Source organism: Flavobacterium bizetiae, assembly GCF_024271895.1.
GTDB classification, from domain to species: domain Bacteria; phylum Bacteroidota; class Bacteroidia; order Flavobacteriales; family Flavobacteriaceae; genus Flavobacterium; species Flavobacterium bizetiae.
In genome coordinates, this window is sequence record NZ_CP091861.1 from 1,478,109 (window position 1) to 1,495,205 (window position 17,097).

The following is a 17,097-nucleotide window of genomic DNA, read 5'->3' on the forward strand; positions in this document are numbered from 1 at the left end:
TGTCCTGTAAATACATCAGCAGGAAGTATATGCGAAACAAGTCGCCTTTGTTGTTAATTTTTAATCGTTTTAAGAGAAATACAGTATAGCCTTTTTTAGAATTTAGTCATGTTTTTTTTAATTTGTAGGCGCTCGATCGTGGAACATTGAGCAATTTCCCCACATTGATGATTGGTGTTGGGATTCTTTAGGAAAATTGGTCACTGAGTTGATTTTTATTTGGTTAGGGTTAACCAGTGCCACTCCTACAGAAATTGTATTTCTAATAAATATGGTTTTTAAATACCCTAACAGAGAAGATATTATCTTCTCTGTTTTTTTTTATTTCATAGAATAATAGTAATCAATATTATGATAGTTTTTTAGCAGACAGAGCCTTCAACTGTCTTAAAATGATTGAAGAAATAACAAATCAAAAAAACAAATTATGAAAAAATTGAAAGATTTAATTGGAATTGAAGTTTTAAGTAACAGTGAGAAGAAAAGTATTAATGGCTCAGGACCAGGAATTGAGGCTTGTTATTGTCCTGATGGTACTTTTGCAGGTATTATACATGGGGGAGAAAGTTGCTCATCAGTTATTGAGGAAAGTTGTTTGCTGGATAGCTAATTTTCATAATTTTTAAATAAAGAGAAACCGCCTCATGTTTTTATTAGGCGGTTTCTTTTATAAAACTCCTGATGATTCTTGCAGGTGTTTTGATTTATAGAAAATAATTAAAATAAAATTGATAAGAGATTAAATAGAAATACGATGTATTAGGTGTAATTACTTTAAAATATAGTATTGAAAATTTTTATAGAAAGAGAAAATAATTAATTTAATAGTAAATATCATATTTTTGTTAAATAAAGAAATTTAATCTTAAATTGCTCTGAAATAAATGATTTAAAGTTGAAAAAATTTACCAATTATAAGCAGGCTGATTATAAGGATTGCGGCCCTACATGCTTAAAGATTATCGCTAAGCATTACGGAAAAACAATCAACATTCAGGAGTTGAGAGACATTAGTGAAACAACTCGTGAAGGAAGTAATTTACTTTTTTTAAGCGATGCAGCAGAAAGAATTGGTTTTAGAACTTTAGGTGTAAAATTAAATCTTGAGAGATTACACGAGGCACCTTTGCCATGTGTTTTGCATTGGAATAAAAACCATTATGTGGTACTTTATAAAATCAAAAGAGGTACTTATTATATTTCTGATCCCGCTTTTGGTTTAATCGAATATAACAAACAGGATTTTATTAAATTCTGGATAGGGAATAATGCAGACGAACTGACTCAGGAAGGAGTTGCGTTATTGATGGAAGCTACTCCAAAGTTTTTTCAGTCTGAATTTGATAAGGAAGAAAATAAAGGTTTAGGTTTTAGATTATTATCGCAATATGTGTTGCGATACAAATCATTTTTAATTCAATTGAGTATAGGATTATTGGCCAGTAGTTTGCTGTCGCTAATCTTTCCGTTTTTAACCCAAAGTATTGTTGATGTCGGGATACAAAACCAAAACATCCACTTTATTTATTTAATTCTTTTTGCGCAATTATTTCTTTTTGCCGGAAAAACAGGCCTTGAACTTATCAGGAGTTGGATATTATTGCATCTTTCAACCCGTATCAATATTTCGCTTATTTCGGATTTCTTTATAAAATTAATGAATCTGCCCATTTCATTTTTTGATGTGCGAATGACCGGAGATATTATGCAGCGTATTAATGATCACCGTAGAATCGAAAAAATTCTAACCACATCATCATTAAACGTTTTATTTTCTGTAATTAATATGTTTGTGCTGGGCGGAGTATTGGCTTATTTTAATGTTCAGATATTCTTTGTGTTTTTTGTTGGTAGTATACTTTATTTTGGCTGGATTACCTTGTTTTTAAAACGAAGAGAAGTACTCGATTATAAACGTTTTGCCGAGGTTTCGAACGAACAAAATAAAGTAATGGAACTTATTAACGGAATGCAGGAAATCAAACTGCATAATGCCGAAAAACAAAAACGCTGGGGTTGGGAGTATATTCAGGCGAGACTTTTCAGGGTTTCGATAAAAGGTTTGGTTTTAGAACAAACCCAAACTATTGGTTCGTCTGTAATTAATGAGTTAAAAAATATTTTTATCATATTTCTTTCCGCTAAATTAGTAATTGATGGTTCTATAACGTTAGGGATGATGCTGGCTATAAGTTCTATCGTAGGAAGTTTAAACGGACCTATCACGCAGCTTATAGAATTTGTGAGAGAACTTCAGGATGCTAAAATTTCATTGGCCAGATTGTCTGAAATTCACGAAAAAGAAGATGAAACGCAACAAGAAGTTCATCAGACAAATGATGTTCCGTTTGACTCTGATATAGAGATAAAGAATCTTTCGTATCGCTATCTGGGATCAGATATTCCGGTTTTAGATGATTTAACGCTAAAGATTCCTGCCAAAAAAGTAACCGCAATAGTAGGCGTTAGCGGAAGCGGAAAAACGACTTTAATGAAATTGCTTCTTAAGTTTTATGAACCCGAAAAAGGGGAAATAACCATTGGTAATACACAGTTTAAAAACATTTCGCAAAAAGCATGGCGATCTCATATTGGAGCAGTTATGCAGGAAGGTTTTATTTTTAGTGACACTATCGCCAATAATATTGCTTTTGGAGTTGATAAAGTCGATAAAGAACGCTTGGTGTACGCGGCTGATGTAGCCAATATAAAAGAATATATCAGTGGTTTGCCGCTTGGTTATAATACAAAAATTGGAGCGGAAGGAACCGGAATGAGTACAGGACAAAAACAGCGTATGCAAATAGCAAGGGCAGTGTATAAAAATCCTGAGATATTGTTTTTTGATGAAGCAACATCAGCTTTGGATGCTAATAATGAAAAAGAAATTATGCGCAAACTCGATATTTTCTTTAAAGATAAAACTGTAGTGGTTATTGCACATCGACTAAGTACCGTGATGAATGCAGATCAAATTGTAGTTTTAGACAAAGGAAAAATTATTGAGATTGGCAATCATTCTGCCTTGGTAGAACAAAAAGGAAATTATTTTGAACTGGTTAAAAATCAATTACAATTAGGAAATTAATCATGGCCGAAGATACTACATTCGAATTAAGAAGTGAGGAAGTTCAGGACATCCTTACCAGAGTACCCCACTGGATGATACGTTGGGGAACAGTTTTGATATTTGTAATTATTTTTATGTTGTTTTTTGTATCCTGGTTCATCAAATATCCGGATGTTGTCAATACCGAAATTGTAATTACAACCAATATTCCGCCAGAAAAAATAGTTTCGAAATCTTCAGGACGTATCGAGGCTCTTTTGGTAAAAAACAAATCGATCGTTTCAAAAAACAGCACGCTTGCGATTATCGAAAACACAGCCAATTACAAAGATGTTTTTTTATTAAAAAAAATAGTCGACGAATATAATATCAACAATCCTCAGAAAGCTTTTCCTTTTGCTTTGCTAAAAAATGCACAGTTAGGAGAAATTGAAAGCGCTTTTGCTGTTTTTCAAAAAGATTATCAGGCAGAACAATTGAATAAAGATCTGCAGCCTTTTCAGGTTGAAAACAGAGCGCAGGTTTCAGAGAAAGTTCAAATCAAAGAAAGATTAGAGATTTTGCAGCAGCAAAAGGTAATTAACGAAAGCGAATTGCAACTTCAAAAAAATGAAATTGCCCGTTTTGAAACACTCTTCAATAAAGGAATTATTTCGGCTCAGGAAATGGAGGCTAAAAAGTTAGGTTATCTTCAGGCGCAGAAGAATTATAAAGGTCTATTAACGTCGATTTCTCAGCTGAAATCCTCTTTGATTGATAATTCGAAATTGAGTCAGAATTCGCAAATAAGCGGCACTAAAGAAGAAGTTACGTTAGGAAGAAACATGGCGCAGTCCTTCTATCAGCTTAAAAAAGTAATAAAAGATTGGGAATTGGCTTATGCCTTAAAATCATCTGTGAGCGGAGTAGTTACATTTTTGCAGGTTTGGACAGAAAATCAAACCATAAATATTGGTGATAATGTCTTCTCTATTATTCCCGATACAAAAAATGGATTTGTAGGAAAAGTAAAAGCACCGGCTTTAAATTCAGGAAAAATAAAAGTAGGGCAACGAGTAAATATTCGATTAGCTAATTTTCCTGACAGAGAATTTGGAGTGCTAAAAGGAAAGATTCAGAATATTTCTTTGGTTCCGGATAAAGACGGGAATTTATTATTGGATGTTGCTCTTCCAAACGGATTGCAGACTTCTTATAATAAGCAAATCGTGTTTCAGCAGGAAATGAAAGGAAGCGCTGAAATCGTAACCGAAGATTTACGACTTATCGAAAGAATTTTATATCAGTTTAAAAGTATTTTTGAGCAGGTTTAAAACTTTAAGTAAAAATCCTTAGTCAGTTCAATATATTCCGGAGTATAAACGTGTCTGTCGATTTCGATAGTTAATTCGTCGACTTCTGGTATTGAATTTTCATTTCGGGTAAAAGCCAATAAACTGCGTTTTACAATTGAAGTTGGAGTACCTTTTACGCGTGTAATTTTGGTGGGATATAATTCTGATTCTTTTGCTAAAGCGATAAAATTTTGTTCTTCTTTGAAAGGAAGAATTAAGGCGAATATTCCGTTTTCTGAAAGTAATAAATCTGCAGCTTCAATAAGTTCCTCAAACGGCATTGCGTCCTGAAAACGCGCTAAATCACGTTGTTCGTTTTCAGTTTTATAATCTTCAGCATAAAAGGGAGGATTTGAAACAATCAGATCGTATTCGTCTTCTGGTTCCTCAATAAATTCGTCCAATCCGGCATGAAAACAAAATAATCGGTCGCCCCAGGGAGAATTTTCAAAATTATCAACCGCTTGTTCGTATGCATCCTCATCAATTTCAAGAGCATCAATTTGTTCCGCATAAGTTCGCTGAGCAAGCATCAAAGCAATAATTCCCGTTCCTGCACCAACATCTAATACACTAAACGGATTATGATGAATAGGAGCCCAAGAACCCAATAAAACACCATCTGTGCCGACTTTCATGGCAGTTTTGTCTTGTTTTACAGAAAATTGCTTAAATTGAAACATATAGATAAATTCCAAATTTTTAAATTCCAAATTCCAAACTGAAAAAAGAAATTCCAATAAAGAAATCCCAAATTCCAATTGCAAAAAGGAATAAAATATTTTGTTTGAATTGCAAAAATAAGATTAATATCTCAATTAATTATTTTGATGTTTTGAGGATTATTGTCGATAGAATTTTTCGTAATTCTTCTATTTCGAATAATAAAGAGTCTGACGCGATTCTTTGATCAGGATTTAATTCGTGTAGTAATCTTAACCAATATTTAGATTCTTTAGCTTCTTTCCTAGAAATTTTGAGTCTGAAAATTAAATCTTTATCACCTAATTTTTCATTCGCTTCAATGTAATTTGCACCAACAGAACCAGATGACCGAATTAATTGTTTGCCGTCTTCAATATTTGATGTCGTTTTCGGTAGGCTTCTAATGTAAATTCGACACTCTTTTGCAAACAGGAAAGTTCTTTCTTCTAAATCGTAGGGCTTCATAAATAAAATTTCAATTTTTAAATTCCAAATTCCAATAATTGAAGTTTAAAAATAGTAAAAAATAACAAATTGAAAGTTTTTTCTTTCAAAATTGTATTTACGCATGATTTAGTATAACCTTGGAATTTGGAATTTAAAAATTTGGAATTTCTAAACCTAGAGGTACATCTCAACCAATCCTTCCGGAAGGTTCATTATTACTTTTTTGTTTTCACGGTCGATTTTTACAAGAAAATGATCGATCATTGGGATCAGCATTTCTACTTCACCATTTAAAACTTCAAAAAGAGGTTGTGCAGTACTATCGTTTACGGCAACGATTTTGCCAAAAACACCCAGACGTTGATCTTCGATTTCAAAACCGATAACTTCGTGGAAATAGAATTTGTTACCAGTAAGTTTAGGTAACATATTTAAAGGAAGATAAATGGCATTACCCAATAAGGCTTCTGCTTCTTCTTCATTGTTTACATCTTCAAAACGAATTCTAAGAAAATCGTTTTTATGTAATGAACTTGTTTCAATAAAAAAAGGAACCAGGTGTTTGTTGCATTCAACAAACACCGATTCCAAATTTTCGTATAACTCAGGTTCGTCTGTGTCTAAATAAGCCAGAACTTCACCTTTGAAACTAAATTTTTTAGCGATTTTACCTAAATAAAAACATTCTTCTTTACGCATTCTCGCTAATTATAATTTATGCTTCAGTTGTTTCGTTATTTTCTTCAGCAGCAGGAGTTTCTTCAGTTGATTCAACTTCAGCAACTTCTTCTTCAACTGCAGGAGTTGCAGCAGCGATAGCATCAGCTTCAGCTTGAGCTGCAGCAGCTAAACGTTTAGCGTTAACTTCTTGTTCTGCTTTAAAAGCTTTAGCTTTAGCATCAGCTTGCGCTTTTGTTAAACCTTCTTTTTTAGCATCAACTTTTCCAGCTTTAGCATCTAACCAAGCAGATAATTTAGCATCAGCTTGCTCTTGAGTTAAAGCACCTTTACGAATACCTCCATCAAGGTGGTGTTTCAATAAAGCACCTTTGTAAGAAAGAATTGCTCTTGCAGTATCAGTTGGTTGTGCACCATTGTGTAACCATTTAACTGCACTATCAAGGTTTAAGTCGATAGTTGCTGGGTTAGTGTTTGGATTGTAAGTACCGATTTTCTCTAAGTATTTACCATCTCTTTTTGAGCGTGCATCTGCAGCTACAACCCAGTAAAAAGGTTTTCCTTTTTTACCGTGTCTTTGTAATCTAATTTTTACTGACATAATCTTATGATTAAATTTTGAGGTACTCGACCTCTGTTAATTAAGGGCGCAAAGATATAATTTTTTTATGAATTATCGGTTTCAAACTTTATTAAATATATTTACAGTAGATTTTTGTTGTTTTTTGAGCTTTTTTTGAAGTTCGAATTTTCATTTTCCGACTCAAATAAGGTACTTTTGCTTCAAATTCATGACTTTATGAAAAAATATATCTACTTGTTACTTAGTGTTTTTGTATTTGCATCCTGTACTGAAGATGTGAAATTTAATACTCCTGCTTTTCAGGGATTAAAAGATAATGTTTTCTGGAGAGCTCAAAATTATACAGCTTATACCGGCTTAAACACATTTTTAGTTATCGAAGGAGGTTTAGGAGCTGAAAGAGTAATTCTGAAAATGCCATCTCCAATTCCTCAAACATATATTTTGGGTGTTAATGATCAGGTTACGGCTTCGTATTCTGATGTTTTTGCCAGTACAGTGCCTAAATTTACTACAGGTACGAACTTGGGTAATGGTCAGATTGTGATTACAGAATTTGATGTTAAAAACAGTACTATTTCAGGTACATTTAGGTTTACGGCAGTAAATGAAAATGCGGAAGATGGAGAAAAATCTGAGATGCATTTTACCGAGGGTGTTTTTTATAAAATTCCTTACATGTCGAAGATAAACTACTAAAAATTAAGTTTTTCATTTGCAATTGTTTGGTTTTATTGATTTCTGTTTTTTTAAATCAAAATAAAAACATAAATAAACTAATATATAGTAGATTACAGAAAAATAAGACTACATTTGCTACATTATTATAAATAAGTACATATGAACATTTTTGTTGGAAGCCTTCCATTCAGTATTGAGGAAGCAGATTTAAGAGAGTCTTTCGAGGCTTACGGAGCAGTAGATTCAGTTAAAATCATTACTGATAAATTTACAGGAAGAAGCAAAGGTTTTGGTTTCGTAGAGATGCCAAACGATGCAGAGGCTCAAAAAGCAATTGATGAATTGAACGGAGCTACTGTTCAAGGTCGTGCAATTGTAGTTAATAAATCTGAACCGAAACCTGAAGGTGAAAGAAGAAGCTTCAATAACAACCGTGGAGGTGATTCTCGCGGAGGTTACGGAAACAACCGTGGTGGTGGAAACGACCGTGGTGGTAACAGAGGAGGATATTAATATTTTTTTCTAAATATATAAAAGGGATCAACTTGCGTTGATCCCTTTTTTTATGCAGTAAAATTTGTTTCTGTAAAGATGCACAGCAGTAGCAGTGCATCTAACGCAAAAGACGCACTGCTGTACGTCTCTGCGAAAATAAAAATTATAGGTTTTCTACAAGCCAATCTCCAACTTCGCTGGTTTTGTATGCTTTTGATCCTTTAGTTGCCAGATCTTCAGTAACAACTCCTTGTTCTAATGATTTGTTTACAACCGCTCTGATAGCTTCGGCTTCGTCTTTTAATCCGAATGCGTCTTCGAACATCATTGCGGCAGATAAAATAGTAGCTAATGGATTTGCAATATTTAATCCTGTAGCTTGTGGGTAAGATCCGTGAATTGGTTCGTATAAAGAAGTGTGTTCTCCTACAGAAGCAGAAGGCATTAATCCCATTGAACCTGAAATTACAGAAGCTTCATCAGTTAAAATATCTCCAAATAAATTCTCCGTAATTAATACGTCATAAGAGTTTGGCCATTGAACTAAACGCATTGCTACAGCATCAACAAATTCGTATGAAACCGTAACTTCAGGATAATCTTTTTCCATTGCCTGAACAGTTTCTCTCCATAAACGTGAAGTTTCAAGAACATTTGCTTTGTCAACGCAACATAATTTTTTGCTACGAGTCATTGCCAGTTCAAAACCTTTTTTAGCCAAACGCTGTACTTCGGCTCTTGTATAAACACAATTGTCGAAAGCAGTTTCTCCGTCGTCTTTTCTTCCTTTTTCTCCAAAGTAAATTCCGCCTGTTAATTCTCTTAAGAAAACCAAATCAGTTCCTTCGATTCTTTCTCTTTTTAAAGGAGAATTATCAATTAAAGAAGGGAAAGTAAAAGTAGGGCGTACGTTTGCAAACAAGCCTAATTTTTTACGCATTAATAATAATCCCTGCTCCGGACGAACTGGTGCGCTTGGATCGTTATCATATTTTGGGTGACCAATTGCTCCAAATAAAACTGCATCAGCTTTCATACAAATTTCGTGCGTTTCATCAGGATAAGGAACTCCAACGGCATCAATTGCGCAAGCTCCAGTCAAGGCAGGAGTCCAGGTTATTTCGTGATTGAATTTTTTTGCAATAGCATCAGATACTTTTACAGCTTCATTTATTACCTCAGGACCAATTCCGTCTCCTGCTAAAAGTGCTATGTTAAATTTCATTTTTTTGAGTTTCTAAGATTCTGAGTTACTAAGGTTCTAAGTTTTTTTTCTTAGTAAATGAGAATCTTTATTTATAATTGTTTTATTAGTTTTTTGAGCTTTTCTAAGCTTCTAGCTTTTCCTTAGTAGCTTAGAGACTTAGCACCTTAGTGCCTTAGGCTACTACATTCAGCATTTTTTGAGTTGCAATAATTGCGGCAACTGTCTGATCTGAATCTAGTCCTCTTGTTTTAAATTCTTTTCCGTTGTTTGTCCAGGTGATGATCGTTTCGCATAAAGCGTCTGAACTACTTCCAGGAGGGATTCTCACGGCATAATCAATCAATTTCGGAAGTGTTAGTTTTTTACTTTTATAAATTTTAGATAAAGCATTCATAAAAGCATCAAACTGACCATCGCCTTGAGCATGTTCTTCTATGATTTCTCCATCAAGATTTAAGCTTAATGTTGATGATGGGCGTGTTCCTTTTGAATGCATTAATACGTAAGACTGTATTGTAATTTTTTCTTGGTAAGTATGACTATCAAGAACATCTGAAATAATATACGGAAGATCTTCTTTGGTAACGGTTTCTTTTTTATCGCCTAGTTCTATGATTCGTTGGGTAACCAATTTTAAATCTTCCTGATTTAATTTTAAACCTAATTCCTGAAGATTTTTTTCGATGTTGGCTTTTCCTGAAGTTTTTCCTAAAGCATATTTTCTCTTTCTCCCGAAACGTTCCGGAAGCAAATCATTAAAATATAAATTGTTTTTGTTGTCGCCATCAGCATGAATTCCAGCGGTTTGAGTAAAAACATTGTCACCAACAATTGGTTTATTGGCAGGGATTCTGTATCCCGTAAAAGTCTCAACAAGTTTACTTACTGTATAAAGTGAAGTTTCTTTTATGTTAATGCTAACTTCTGGTAAATAGTCATTGATTACGGCAACCGTGCTTTCGAGCGGAGCATTTCCGGCGCGTTCTCCCATTCCGTTTACTGTAACGTGAAGTCCGTTTATGCCTGCTTTTATAGCTTCCATAACATTGGCGATACTTAAATCGTAATCGTTATGTGCATGAAAATCAAAGTGAATATTTGGATATTTTGCTCTGATTTTTGAAATAAATTCAAAAGTCAAAGATGGAATTAAAACGCCTAAAGTATCAGGTAATAAAATTCTTTTAACTGGTTGCGTAGAAAGGAAATCCAAAAACTGAAAAACATATTCTGGTGAATTTCGCATTCCGTTGCTCCAATCTTCCAGATAGACATTGGTGTCAATATTATTTTCTTTTGCTAAAGCGATGATTTGAGCAATTTCAGAAAAGTGTTGTTCCGGAGTTTTTTTTAATTGATGTGTTAAGTGATTCATTGAGCCTTTGGTCAACAAATTCTGCACTTTGGCACCGGCTTTTTTCATCCATTCAATAGAAACGCCTCCGTCAACAAACGAAAGTACTTCAATTCGGTTAATATATCCTCTTTCTTCGGCCCATGAAGTAATGCCTTTTACGGCTTGAAATTCTCCTTCGCTCACACGAGCCGAAGCAATTTCGATTCTATCAATATTTAATTCCTCCAACAATAATTGCGCAATGGTTAATTTTTCTGCAGCAGAAAAAGATACTCCTGAGGTTTGTTCACCATCACGGAGCGTTGTATCCATTATTTCAATTTTTCTTTTTTCCATTATAATATTGTTTGCTTTAGATAATTAAGCATGAGTAATCTTGATGACTTATATTTTTGTGATAAGAATTAAACCTGTCGACCAGCACATTTTTGTTAATTGAATGTCTTTTCTTTTTTCTAAATCCTGAATAAGAGCTTCGACATTTTTATCGTGGTTTTTTGGCCAGTTTCGCTGTGGCAACATGTCATCAATTAGATAGATTCCTCCTGGATTTAAGAGGTTTAATGTTTCTTCTAAAACAACATATTTGCCTGGCCAGGCATCGGCAAAAATCAAATCAAATTTTTCTTCTTTATAATTTAAAATCCATTTTTCGGCATCTTCACAAACGAATCTAACATTCGATTCCTGAAAATATTTTTTGGCAATGTTTTGATATTCTGCTGAATTGTCGATCGAAATTAAATTAGCATTTTTGCTCATTCCTTCAATCATCCACGCAAGTGATAATCCCGTTCCAGTGCCTAATTCTAAAAAATGTCCGTCTTTTTTTGTTGCAACTAATGTTCTAAGAAAACTTCCTGTTTGTAAATCTGACGGCATTGAAAACGAAATTTTTTCAGAAGCGTTTTTGATTTCTGAGTAATGGTTCGGTAATACAATGCTATTGTCGTTCATTTTTTAGAAGTTATAAATTGCAATTGGGTATTATTTTAAATTATAAAGCAGTTACTAAGTCCAACTATAAAGTTGAAGCTTTAGTAACTGCATTTTTATAGGTTGATTGTTAGTAAGGAAGTTTATCGGCGAAAGCCACAATATCTTCTTTAATATTTTGCAAATAATCAATGTCATCAAAGCCATTAATCATATTGTTCTTTTTGTATCCGTTAATCGCAAAAGATTCTTGCTGACCAGTTGACAATAAAGTAATCGTTTGGTTTGGCAAGTTGATTTCTAATTCTGTTTTTGGATCAGCTTCAATGGCTTTAAAAATCGTGTCTGCAAATTCCGGGCTTACCTGAACTGGTAAAACTCCAATATTTAAACAGTTTCCTTTAAAAATATCTGCAAAGAAACTTGAAACTACAGCTCTAAAACCGTAATCATAAACTGCCCAGGCAGCGTGTTCTCTTGAAGATCCTGAACCGAAGTTTTTTCCTCCAACAAGGATTTTTCCGCTATAAGTTGAATCGTTTAAAACGAAATCAGCTTTTGGAGAATCGTCTCCGTTATATCTCCAGTCTCTGAAAAGATTGTCTCCAAAACCTTCACGCTTTGTAGCTTTCAGGAAACGAGCCGGGATGATTTGATCTGTATCTACGTTCTCAATTGGTAGTGGCACAGCACTACTTGTAAGTATATTAAATTTATCGTATGCCATTTTTTGGAATTTTAGATTTTAGATTTTTAGATTTTAGATTTTCTTTTGAAAACTTAAAATGTTAGAACCTAAAAATGTTTTGTATTAAATAATGTAAATCAATTTTATTTGAAGAAGTTTAGAAAAAGATTACTCATGGTTGAAAAATCTAAAATCTCCAATCTAAAATAATTCGCGCGGGTCTGTTAGTTTTCCGGTAACAGCAGCAGCAGCAGCCATAATTGGACTCGCTAATAATGTTCTTGAACCAGGACCCTGACGACCTTCAAAGTTTCTATTTGAAGTACTTACTGCATATTTTCCAGCAGGAACTTTATCATCGTTCATTGCTAAACACGCTGAACAACCCGGCTGACGTAATACAAAACCAGCTTCAGTAAGAATATCTAAAATACCTTCTTCTTTAATCTGAGCTTCAACAACGTGAGAACCCGGAACTAACCAAGCGGTAACATTATCTGCTTTTTTTCTTCCTTTTACAATTTCGGCGAAAGCCCTAAAATCTTCAATACGTCCGTTTGTACAACTTCCTAAGAAAACATAATCAATTGGTTTTCCGATCATCACATCATCTTCCTGGAAGCCCATATAAGCTAACGATTTTTTATAAGTTTCCTCACCGCCTTCAACTTGATTAGCGTTCGGAATATGTTTAGAGATACCAATTCCCATTCCAGGGTTAGTACCATAAGTAATCATTGGTTCAATATCTGAAGCTTTGATGTTTAATTCAGCATCAAAAACAGCATCATCATCTGTTTTAAGAGTTTTCCAATATTCAACTGCTTTTGTCCATGCTTCACCTTTAGGAGCAAATAATCTTCCTTCAAGGAAATCAAAAGTAGTTTGGTCAGGAGCAATCATACCACCACGAGCACCCATTTCGATACTTAGGTTACAAACAGTCATACGACCTTCCATAGTCATGTTTTCGAAAACATCACCAGCATATTCAACAAAATAACCTGTTCCTCCAGAAGTAGTCAATTGAGCAATAATATAAAGTGCAACGTCTTTTGGACCAACACCTTTACTTAATTGACCGTTTACGTTGATACGCATTTTCTTTGGTTTTGGCTGCATAATACATTGAGTAGAAAGCACCATTTCAACCTCAGAAGTTCCGATACCAAAAGCAATCGCTCCAAAAGCACCGTGAGTAGACGTATGAGAATCTCCACAAACAATAGTAGCACCTGGCAAAGTGATTCCGTTTTCAGGACCAACTACGTGTACAATTCCATTTTTAATGTGACCTAATCCCCAGTGCGAAATTCCGTATTCGGCTGCATTATCTTCAAGCGCTTTAAGCTGATTTGCCGATAGTGCATCTTCAACTGGTAAATGTTGGTTTATGGTTGGTGTATTGTGATCTGCAGTTGCAAAAGTACGCTCAGGGTATAAAACCTTAACGCCTCTGGCTTTTAATCCTAAAAAAGCAACAGGACTCGTAACCTCATGAATGAAATGACGGTCAATAAAAAACACATCTGGTCCATCTTCAATTTTACGCACTACATGTGAATCCCATACTTTGTCAAATAATGTCTTACTCATTTTTATTTTTTTTAATTGTAATTTCTAACCACAGCAATTTCCTGCTCATTATAATAGGAAAACAAAATTAGAAAAAGATATAAGGGCGTCAATTTCAATATTTCATTATATACGATACCCAAACTTAAATACAAATTGTGATTGGCTTTTTTGCCCTTAGATTTGATTGTAGAATGAATATAAATTGGTTTTCCTTTTCCTTTTCAGGGTAATTTTGATTTGATTGCTTTAATTTTAATAGTTGGCAAATTTATCTCAAAATCAATACAAAATATAGGTTTTTATTCAAAAAAATGTAACAAAATGAGTTAAAATAGTAATAATTGTTAGGTTTGATTTGTTTTGAAGTTTTTGTTTTTATGGATTGTAATGGCTTTAAAAGCTAATTTTTGAAGTTTTTAAATATTCTAAAATTCATTAAAATACTACGACATCCAAGAAGTGTATTTTTATGAAATTTTATGATTTTTGATGTAAAAACGAATCTGTTGAAGAAGATAATTTTAGAGACTAATTCAATGAATTTTTAAATTCCAATGGCGTTAGATTGGTTTTCTTTTTGAAGAGTTTGCTAAACGACTGAGGATATTCAAACCCCAATTGATAGGCTATTTCTGCTACCGAAAGATTGGTGGAAATTAGGAAATCTTTTGATTTTTCGATGAGTTTCGAATGAATGTGCTGTTGCGCATTTTGTCCGGTTAGATTGCGAAGCATGTCGCTCAGGTAATGCGTAGAAACGTTGATTTGTGAAGCCAGAAAATCTACTGTAGGTAATCCTTTTTTTAAAGTTTCGGCATTATTAAGATAATTGTCCAGCGTTTCTTCCACTTTCAGTAATAAATCATGACTGACTGTTTTTCTTGTAATGAATTGACGCTTGTAAAAACGATTGCTGTAATTCAGTAAAACATCAATGTAGGAAACAATTACATCCTGACTCATTTCATCTATTGCAGTATGAAGTTCATTGTCAATGCTGGTTAATAATCCTATAATGGTTGTTTTTTCACTGTCAGAAAGATGCAATGCCTCATTTGTATCATAAGAAAAGAAACCATATTTTTTGATGTTTTTGCCTAAAGGATAATTTCTAATAAAGTCCGGGTGAAAAAGCAAGGTAAAACCAAAATACTCGATACCTTCTTCATTATCAGTAAAAATCAGTTGATTAGGTGAAGCAAACATTAATCCGCCTTCATTAAAATCATAATATCCCTGACCATAGCCCATTTTTCCGTTAGTAGAAAACTTATAAGATATTTTGTAAAAATCGAGTAAAAAAGAAGTATTCGTTAAATCAGCATTTATAACAAGTTGTGTATTATCGACTAAGCTTATCATAGGGTGAAGCGGTTTTGGAAGCCTCAGTAAACTATGAAATTGCGATATAGAGGAAATCTTTGCCGGATTATTGTTTTTCTTTTCCATGATATAAAGTTATAAAAATTTGAAAATTAATTAGGCTTTCTTAAAAGTATTGAACAGTCTCTTTAATTTTGAATGAATAGCTTCGGAGAAGCGAAATATTTATAGAAATCAATTAAGTAGTGATAGCAAAGCTCCAGCGGAGCGAAATATTTTTAATACTGTTTTATTTCGCTCCGCTGGAGCTCTTTTTCATCCGTATACTTGATGTTCTATAAATATTTCGCTCCGCTGGAGCTTAATAAAAGAATGTTGAATGTTTTTTGGGAAGCCTTAACAGGAATTATTATGCTCCTAAAAATTGTTTGCCAAATGCAGCGCGAAAAACTTCGTCACCTTGTTCCTGTCTTTGTTTGTAAAGTGCTTTTGCATCTTCTCCGGCTACATATCTCAGTTGGTTTTTTCCATCGGTTGCAGCTTCGTAAACAACATCAGCAATTTGCTCCGGTGTTGATGCCATTTCAAACATTACATCTACATTTTCAAACATTTTGTCAGCCATTGCCTGGTATTCAGGTTTAACTCCTGTATCAAGCGAACCATGAAGAAATTCTGTTTTGATACCGCCCGGAGAAACCGTTTTAATATTGATTCCAAACGGATTTAATTCATAAGCCATACTTTCGCTCCAGCCTTCCAGTCCCCATTTTGTTGCGTGATATACAGATCCTAAAGGAAAAGAAATCAATCCGCCAATAGAAGTTGTAGAGATAAACAATCCGCTTTTTCTTTCTCTGAAATACGGAATAAAAGCATTAGTAACGCGAATCACTCCCAATAAATTTGTGTTAAGCTGTTTTGTGATCTGATCGTCATTAAAGCTTTCCAAAGGACCAATTAAACCATAACCTGCATTATTAAAAACGATATCAATATCGCTTAATTCTAATGCTTTTTTAATGGTGCTTTGTATTTGATCGTAGTTGGTAACATCTAATGGTAAGAGTGTTACATTTTCTAAATTAGAAAGTTCGGTTTCTTTTTCCGTAGTTCTCATTGTAGCAATTACATTCCATCCTTTTTGTTGAAATAATTTTGCTGTAGCTTTTCCTAATCCTGATGATGCGCCTGTGATAAAAATTGTTTTCATAATTATTGTTTTTTTAATTGTTATAATTTGATGAAGCAAAGTTCAGGATACAGCACAGTTTAAAAGTGTTCATTTTGGTGCAATGAGTATCCAAAATGAATAATCGAAGTTTTCAGAATGAAATTAAATGGAAATTTAAATGTCATAATGGGGCAAATTGCTTCATTATGACAACTAGCTGACAATTACTTTTAAAAAGAACTTCTAATATTGAAGACTTTAATTTTAAATAAAATATCATGAATTTAAATCAATTTGCGTACAAACTGGGAGTTTTAGGAACTGTAATTATTTTAATCTGGGTAGGGCTTTTTAAGTTTACAGCCGTTGAAGCCGGAGCGATAAAAGGTTTGGTCGAGAATCATTTTGCGATGAGCTGGATGTATAAAGTGATGTCTGTACAACAGGTTTCTAATTTTATTGGAATTTTTGAGGTTCTTACCGGAATTGGGTTGCTTGCTTCGTTGTTTTTTAAACGAATTGGTTTTTATGCCGGTTTTGCTTCAGCAGTAATATTTGTAACAACGTTGAGTTTTTTAATTACAACTCCTGGTGTTTTTAAAACAGTAGAAGGCTTTCCGGTTACCGATTTTTTTATTCTAAAAGACATTCCGTATTTGGCAATTTCGTTAATGGTTTTTGTAAAAGGCAAGGAATAAATTAGGCACAATTCTTAACAAAATTCACTAGCTAATTTGTTTAAAAAAAGCGTAAATTTGAACTTCCTCCATAATTTACAGAGTAGTTTTTTATATTCCATATAATCAGATGTTTATATAGGAAGGATTTGGAATTTGGAGTT

17 protein-coding genes are annotated in these 17,097 nt (G+C 33.6%); 6 read left to right on the plus strand and 11 right to left on the minus strand.

The genetic code is table 11. The annotated features are described in order from the left end of the window. Positions 1 to 427 precede the first annotated feature (427 nt). The 3 genes from L0669_RS06635 to L0669_RS06645 all read left to right on the plus strand — a co-directional run bounded on the left by L0669_RS06635 (position 428) and on the right by L0669_RS06645 (position 4,383). Positions 428 to 610: a hypothetical protein gene (locus L0669_RS06635; protein ID WP_263762229.1), complete on the plus strand. Its 183-nt coding sequence runs from the start codon at positions 428 to 430 to the stop codon at positions 608 to 610. 285 nt (positions 611 to 895) lie between these two features. After that, complete coding sequence (locus tag L0669_RS06640; RefSeq protein WP_263762231.1) at positions 896 to 3,088, plus strand: peptidase domain-containing ABC transporter; 2,193 nt, start codon at positions 896 to 898, stop codon at positions 3,086 to 3,088. A 2-nt stretch (positions 3,089 to 3,090) separates the two neighbouring features. Then, positions 3,091 to 4,383, plus strand: a complete 1,293-nt coding sequence (locus L0669_RS06645; RefSeq protein ID WP_263762233.1) for an HlyD family secretion protein — start codon at positions 3,091 to 3,093, stop codon at positions 4,381 to 4,383. Here L0669_RS06645 and L0669_RS06650 read toward each other — a convergent pair. From L0669_RS06650 to L0669_RS06665, 4 genes are all read right to left on the minus strand, one after another. Next, on the minus strand, positions 4,380 to 5,087 hold the full coding sequence (locus L0669_RS06650) for a tRNA1(Val) (adenine(37)-N6)-methyltransferase (RefSeq protein WP_263762235.1): 708 nt from the start codon (positions 5,085 to 5,087) through the stop codon (positions 4,380 to 4,382). The two genes, L0669_RS06645 and L0669_RS06650, sit on opposite strands and share 4 nt — an antisense overlap. A gap of 139 nt (positions 5,088 to 5,226) precedes the next feature. Then, entirely contained in the window at positions 5,227 to 5,574 is a 348-nt protein-coding gene (locus L0669_RS06655) for a four helix bundle protein (RefSeq protein WP_263762237.1), read from the minus strand. A 156-nt stretch (positions 5,575 to 5,730) separates the two neighbouring features. Next, on the minus strand, positions 5,731 to 6,255 hold the full coding sequence (gene rimM / locus L0669_RS06660; protein ID WP_173969587.1) for a ribosome maturation factor RimM: 525 nt from the start codon (positions 6,253 to 6,255) through the stop codon (positions 5,731 to 5,733). A 16-nt stretch (positions 6,256 to 6,271) separates the two neighbouring features. Next, positions 6,272 to 6,835: a 30S ribosomal protein S16 gene (locus L0669_RS06665; protein ID WP_173969586.1), complete on the minus strand. Its 564-nt coding sequence runs from the start codon at positions 6,833 to 6,835 to the stop codon at positions 6,272 to 6,274. A gap of 198 nt (positions 6,836 to 7,033) precedes the next feature. Between L0669_RS06665 and L0669_RS06670 the strand changes: the two genes are divergently transcribed. Both L0669_RS06670 and L0669_RS06675 read left to right on the plus strand, forming a co-directional pair. After that, positions 7,034 to 7,516 (plus strand): DUF6252 domain-containing protein, encoded by a 483-nt coding sequence (locus L0669_RS06670; RefSeq protein ID WP_263762239.1) that lies wholly within the window; start codon positions 7,034 to 7,036, stop codon positions 7,514 to 7,516. A gap of 141 nt (positions 7,517 to 7,657) precedes the next feature. Next, on the plus strand, positions 7,658 to 8,011 hold the full coding sequence (locus tag L0669_RS06675) for an RNA recognition motif domain-containing protein (protein WP_173969584.1): 354 nt from the start codon (positions 7,658 to 7,660) through the stop codon (positions 8,009 to 8,011). A 145-nt stretch (positions 8,012 to 8,156) separates the two neighbouring features. Here L0669_RS06675 and leuB read toward each other — a convergent pair whose 3' ends face one another. The 7 genes from leuB to L0669_RS06710 form a co-directional block, all read right to left on the minus strand. After that, positions 8,157 to 9,218: a 3-isopropylmalate dehydrogenase gene (gene leuB, locus L0669_RS06680; RefSeq protein ID WP_263762241.1), complete on the minus strand. Its 1,062-nt coding sequence runs from the start codon at positions 9,216 to 9,218 to the stop codon at positions 8,157 to 8,159. Between the two features lie 154 nt (positions 9,219 to 9,372). After that, complete coding sequence (locus L0669_RS06685; RefSeq protein ID WP_263762243.1) at positions 9,373 to 10,893, minus strand: alpha-isopropylmalate synthase regulatory domain-containing protein; 1,521 nt, start codon at positions 10,891 to 10,893, stop codon at positions 9,373 to 9,375. Between the two features lie 48 nt (positions 10,894 to 10,941). After that, positions 10,942 to 11,514, minus strand: a complete 573-nt coding sequence (locus L0669_RS06690) for an O-methyltransferase (RefSeq protein ID WP_263762245.1) — start codon at positions 11,512 to 11,514, stop codon at positions 10,942 to 10,944. Positions 11,515 to 11,623: 109 nt separating this feature from the next. Continuing rightward, positions 11,624 to 12,220 (minus strand): 3-isopropylmalate dehydratase small subunit, encoded by a 597-nt coding sequence (leuD, locus tag L0669_RS06695; RefSeq protein WP_263762247.1) that lies wholly within the window; start codon positions 12,218 to 12,220, stop codon positions 11,624 to 11,626. Between the two features lie 162 nt (positions 12,221 to 12,382). Then, positions 12,383 to 13,777 (minus strand): 3-isopropylmalate dehydratase large subunit, encoded by a 1,395-nt coding sequence (gene leuC / locus L0669_RS06700; protein ID WP_055097417.1) that lies wholly within the window; start codon positions 13,775 to 13,777, stop codon positions 12,383 to 12,385. Positions 13,778 to 14,287: 510 nt separating this feature from the next. Next, complete coding sequence (locus L0669_RS06705; RefSeq protein WP_263762249.1) at positions 14,288 to 15,208, minus strand: helix-turn-helix domain-containing protein; 921 nt, start codon at positions 15,206 to 15,208, stop codon at positions 14,288 to 14,290. Between the two features lie 283 nt (positions 15,209 to 15,491). Then, positions 15,492 to 16,295 carry an SDR family oxidoreductase gene (locus L0669_RS06710; protein ID WP_263762251.1) on the minus strand — a complete coding sequence of 268 codons (804 nt, stop codon included), beginning with the start codon at positions 16,293 to 16,295 and terminating at the stop codon, positions 15,492 to 15,494. A 239-nt stretch (positions 16,296 to 16,534) separates the two neighbouring features. Between L0669_RS06710 and L0669_RS06715 the strand changes: the two genes are divergently transcribed. Continuing rightward, entirely contained in the window at positions 16,535 to 16,954 is a 420-nt protein-coding gene (locus tag L0669_RS06715) for a DUF417 family protein (RefSeq protein WP_263762253.1), read from the plus strand. Positions 16,955 to 17,097: the final 143 nt, after the last annotated feature.

Bases quoted from the DNA above. Each gene is read 5' to 3' on its own strand.
- L0669_RS06710 (WP_263762251.1), bottom strand. From the start codon at position 16,295: ATGAAAACAATTTTTATCACAGGCGCATCATCAGGATTAGGAAAAGCT.
- leuC (WP_055097417.1), bottom strand. From the start codon at position 13,777: ATGAGTAAGACATTATTTGACAAAGTATGGGATTCACATGTAGTGCGT.
- L0669_RS06705 (WP_263762249.1), bottom strand. From the start codon at position 15,208: ATGGAAAAGAAAAACAATAATCCGGCAAAGATTTCCTCTATATCGCAA.
- L0669_RS06665 (WP_173969586.1), bottom strand. From the start codon at position 6,835: ATGTCAGTAAAAATTAGATTACAAAGACACGGTAAAAAAGGAAAACCT.
- L0669_RS06670 (WP_263762239.1), top strand. From the start codon at position 7,034: ATGAAAAAATATATCTACTTGTTACTTAGTGTTTTTGTATTTGCATCC.
- L0669_RS06690 (WP_263762245.1), bottom strand. From the start codon at position 11,514: ATGAACGACAATAGCATTGTATTACCGAACCATTACTCAGAAATCAAA.
- L0669_RS06685 (WP_263762243.1), bottom strand. From the start codon at position 10,893: ATGGAAAAAAGAAAAATTGAAATAATGGATACAACGCTCCGTGATGGT.
- L0669_RS06635 (WP_263762229.1), top strand. From the start codon at position 428: ATGAAAAAATTGAAAGATTTAATTGGAATTGAAGTTTTAAGTAACAGT.
- L0669_RS06650 (WP_263762235.1), bottom strand. From the start codon at position 5,087: ATGTTTCAATTTAAGCAATTTTCTGTAAAACAAGACAAAACTGCCATG.
- L0669_RS06645 (WP_263762233.1), top strand. From the start codon at position 3,091: ATGGCCGAAGATACTACATTCGAATTAAGAAGTGAGGAAGTTCAGGAC.
- L0669_RS06655 (WP_263762237.1), bottom strand. From the start codon at position 5,574: ATGAAGCCCTACGATTTAGAAGAAAGAACTTTCCTGTTTGCAAAAGAG.
- L0669_RS06675 (WP_173969584.1), top strand. From the start codon at position 7,658: ATGAACATTTTTGTTGGAAGCCTTCCATTCAGTATTGAGGAAGCAGAT.
- leuD (WP_263762247.1), bottom strand. From the start codon at position 12,220: ATGGCATACGATAAATTTAATATACTTACAAGTAGTGCTGTGCCACTA.
- leuB (WP_263762241.1), bottom strand. From the start codon at position 9,218: ATGAAATTTAACATAGCACTTTTAGCAGGAGACGGAATTGGTCCTGAG.
- rimM (WP_173969587.1), bottom strand. From the start codon at position 6,255: ATGCGTAAAGAAGAATGTTTTTATTTAGGTAAAATCGCTAAAAAATTT.
- L0669_RS06715 (WP_263762253.1), top strand. From the start codon at position 16,535: ATGAATTTAAATCAATTTGCGTACAAACTGGGAGTTTTAGGAACTGTA.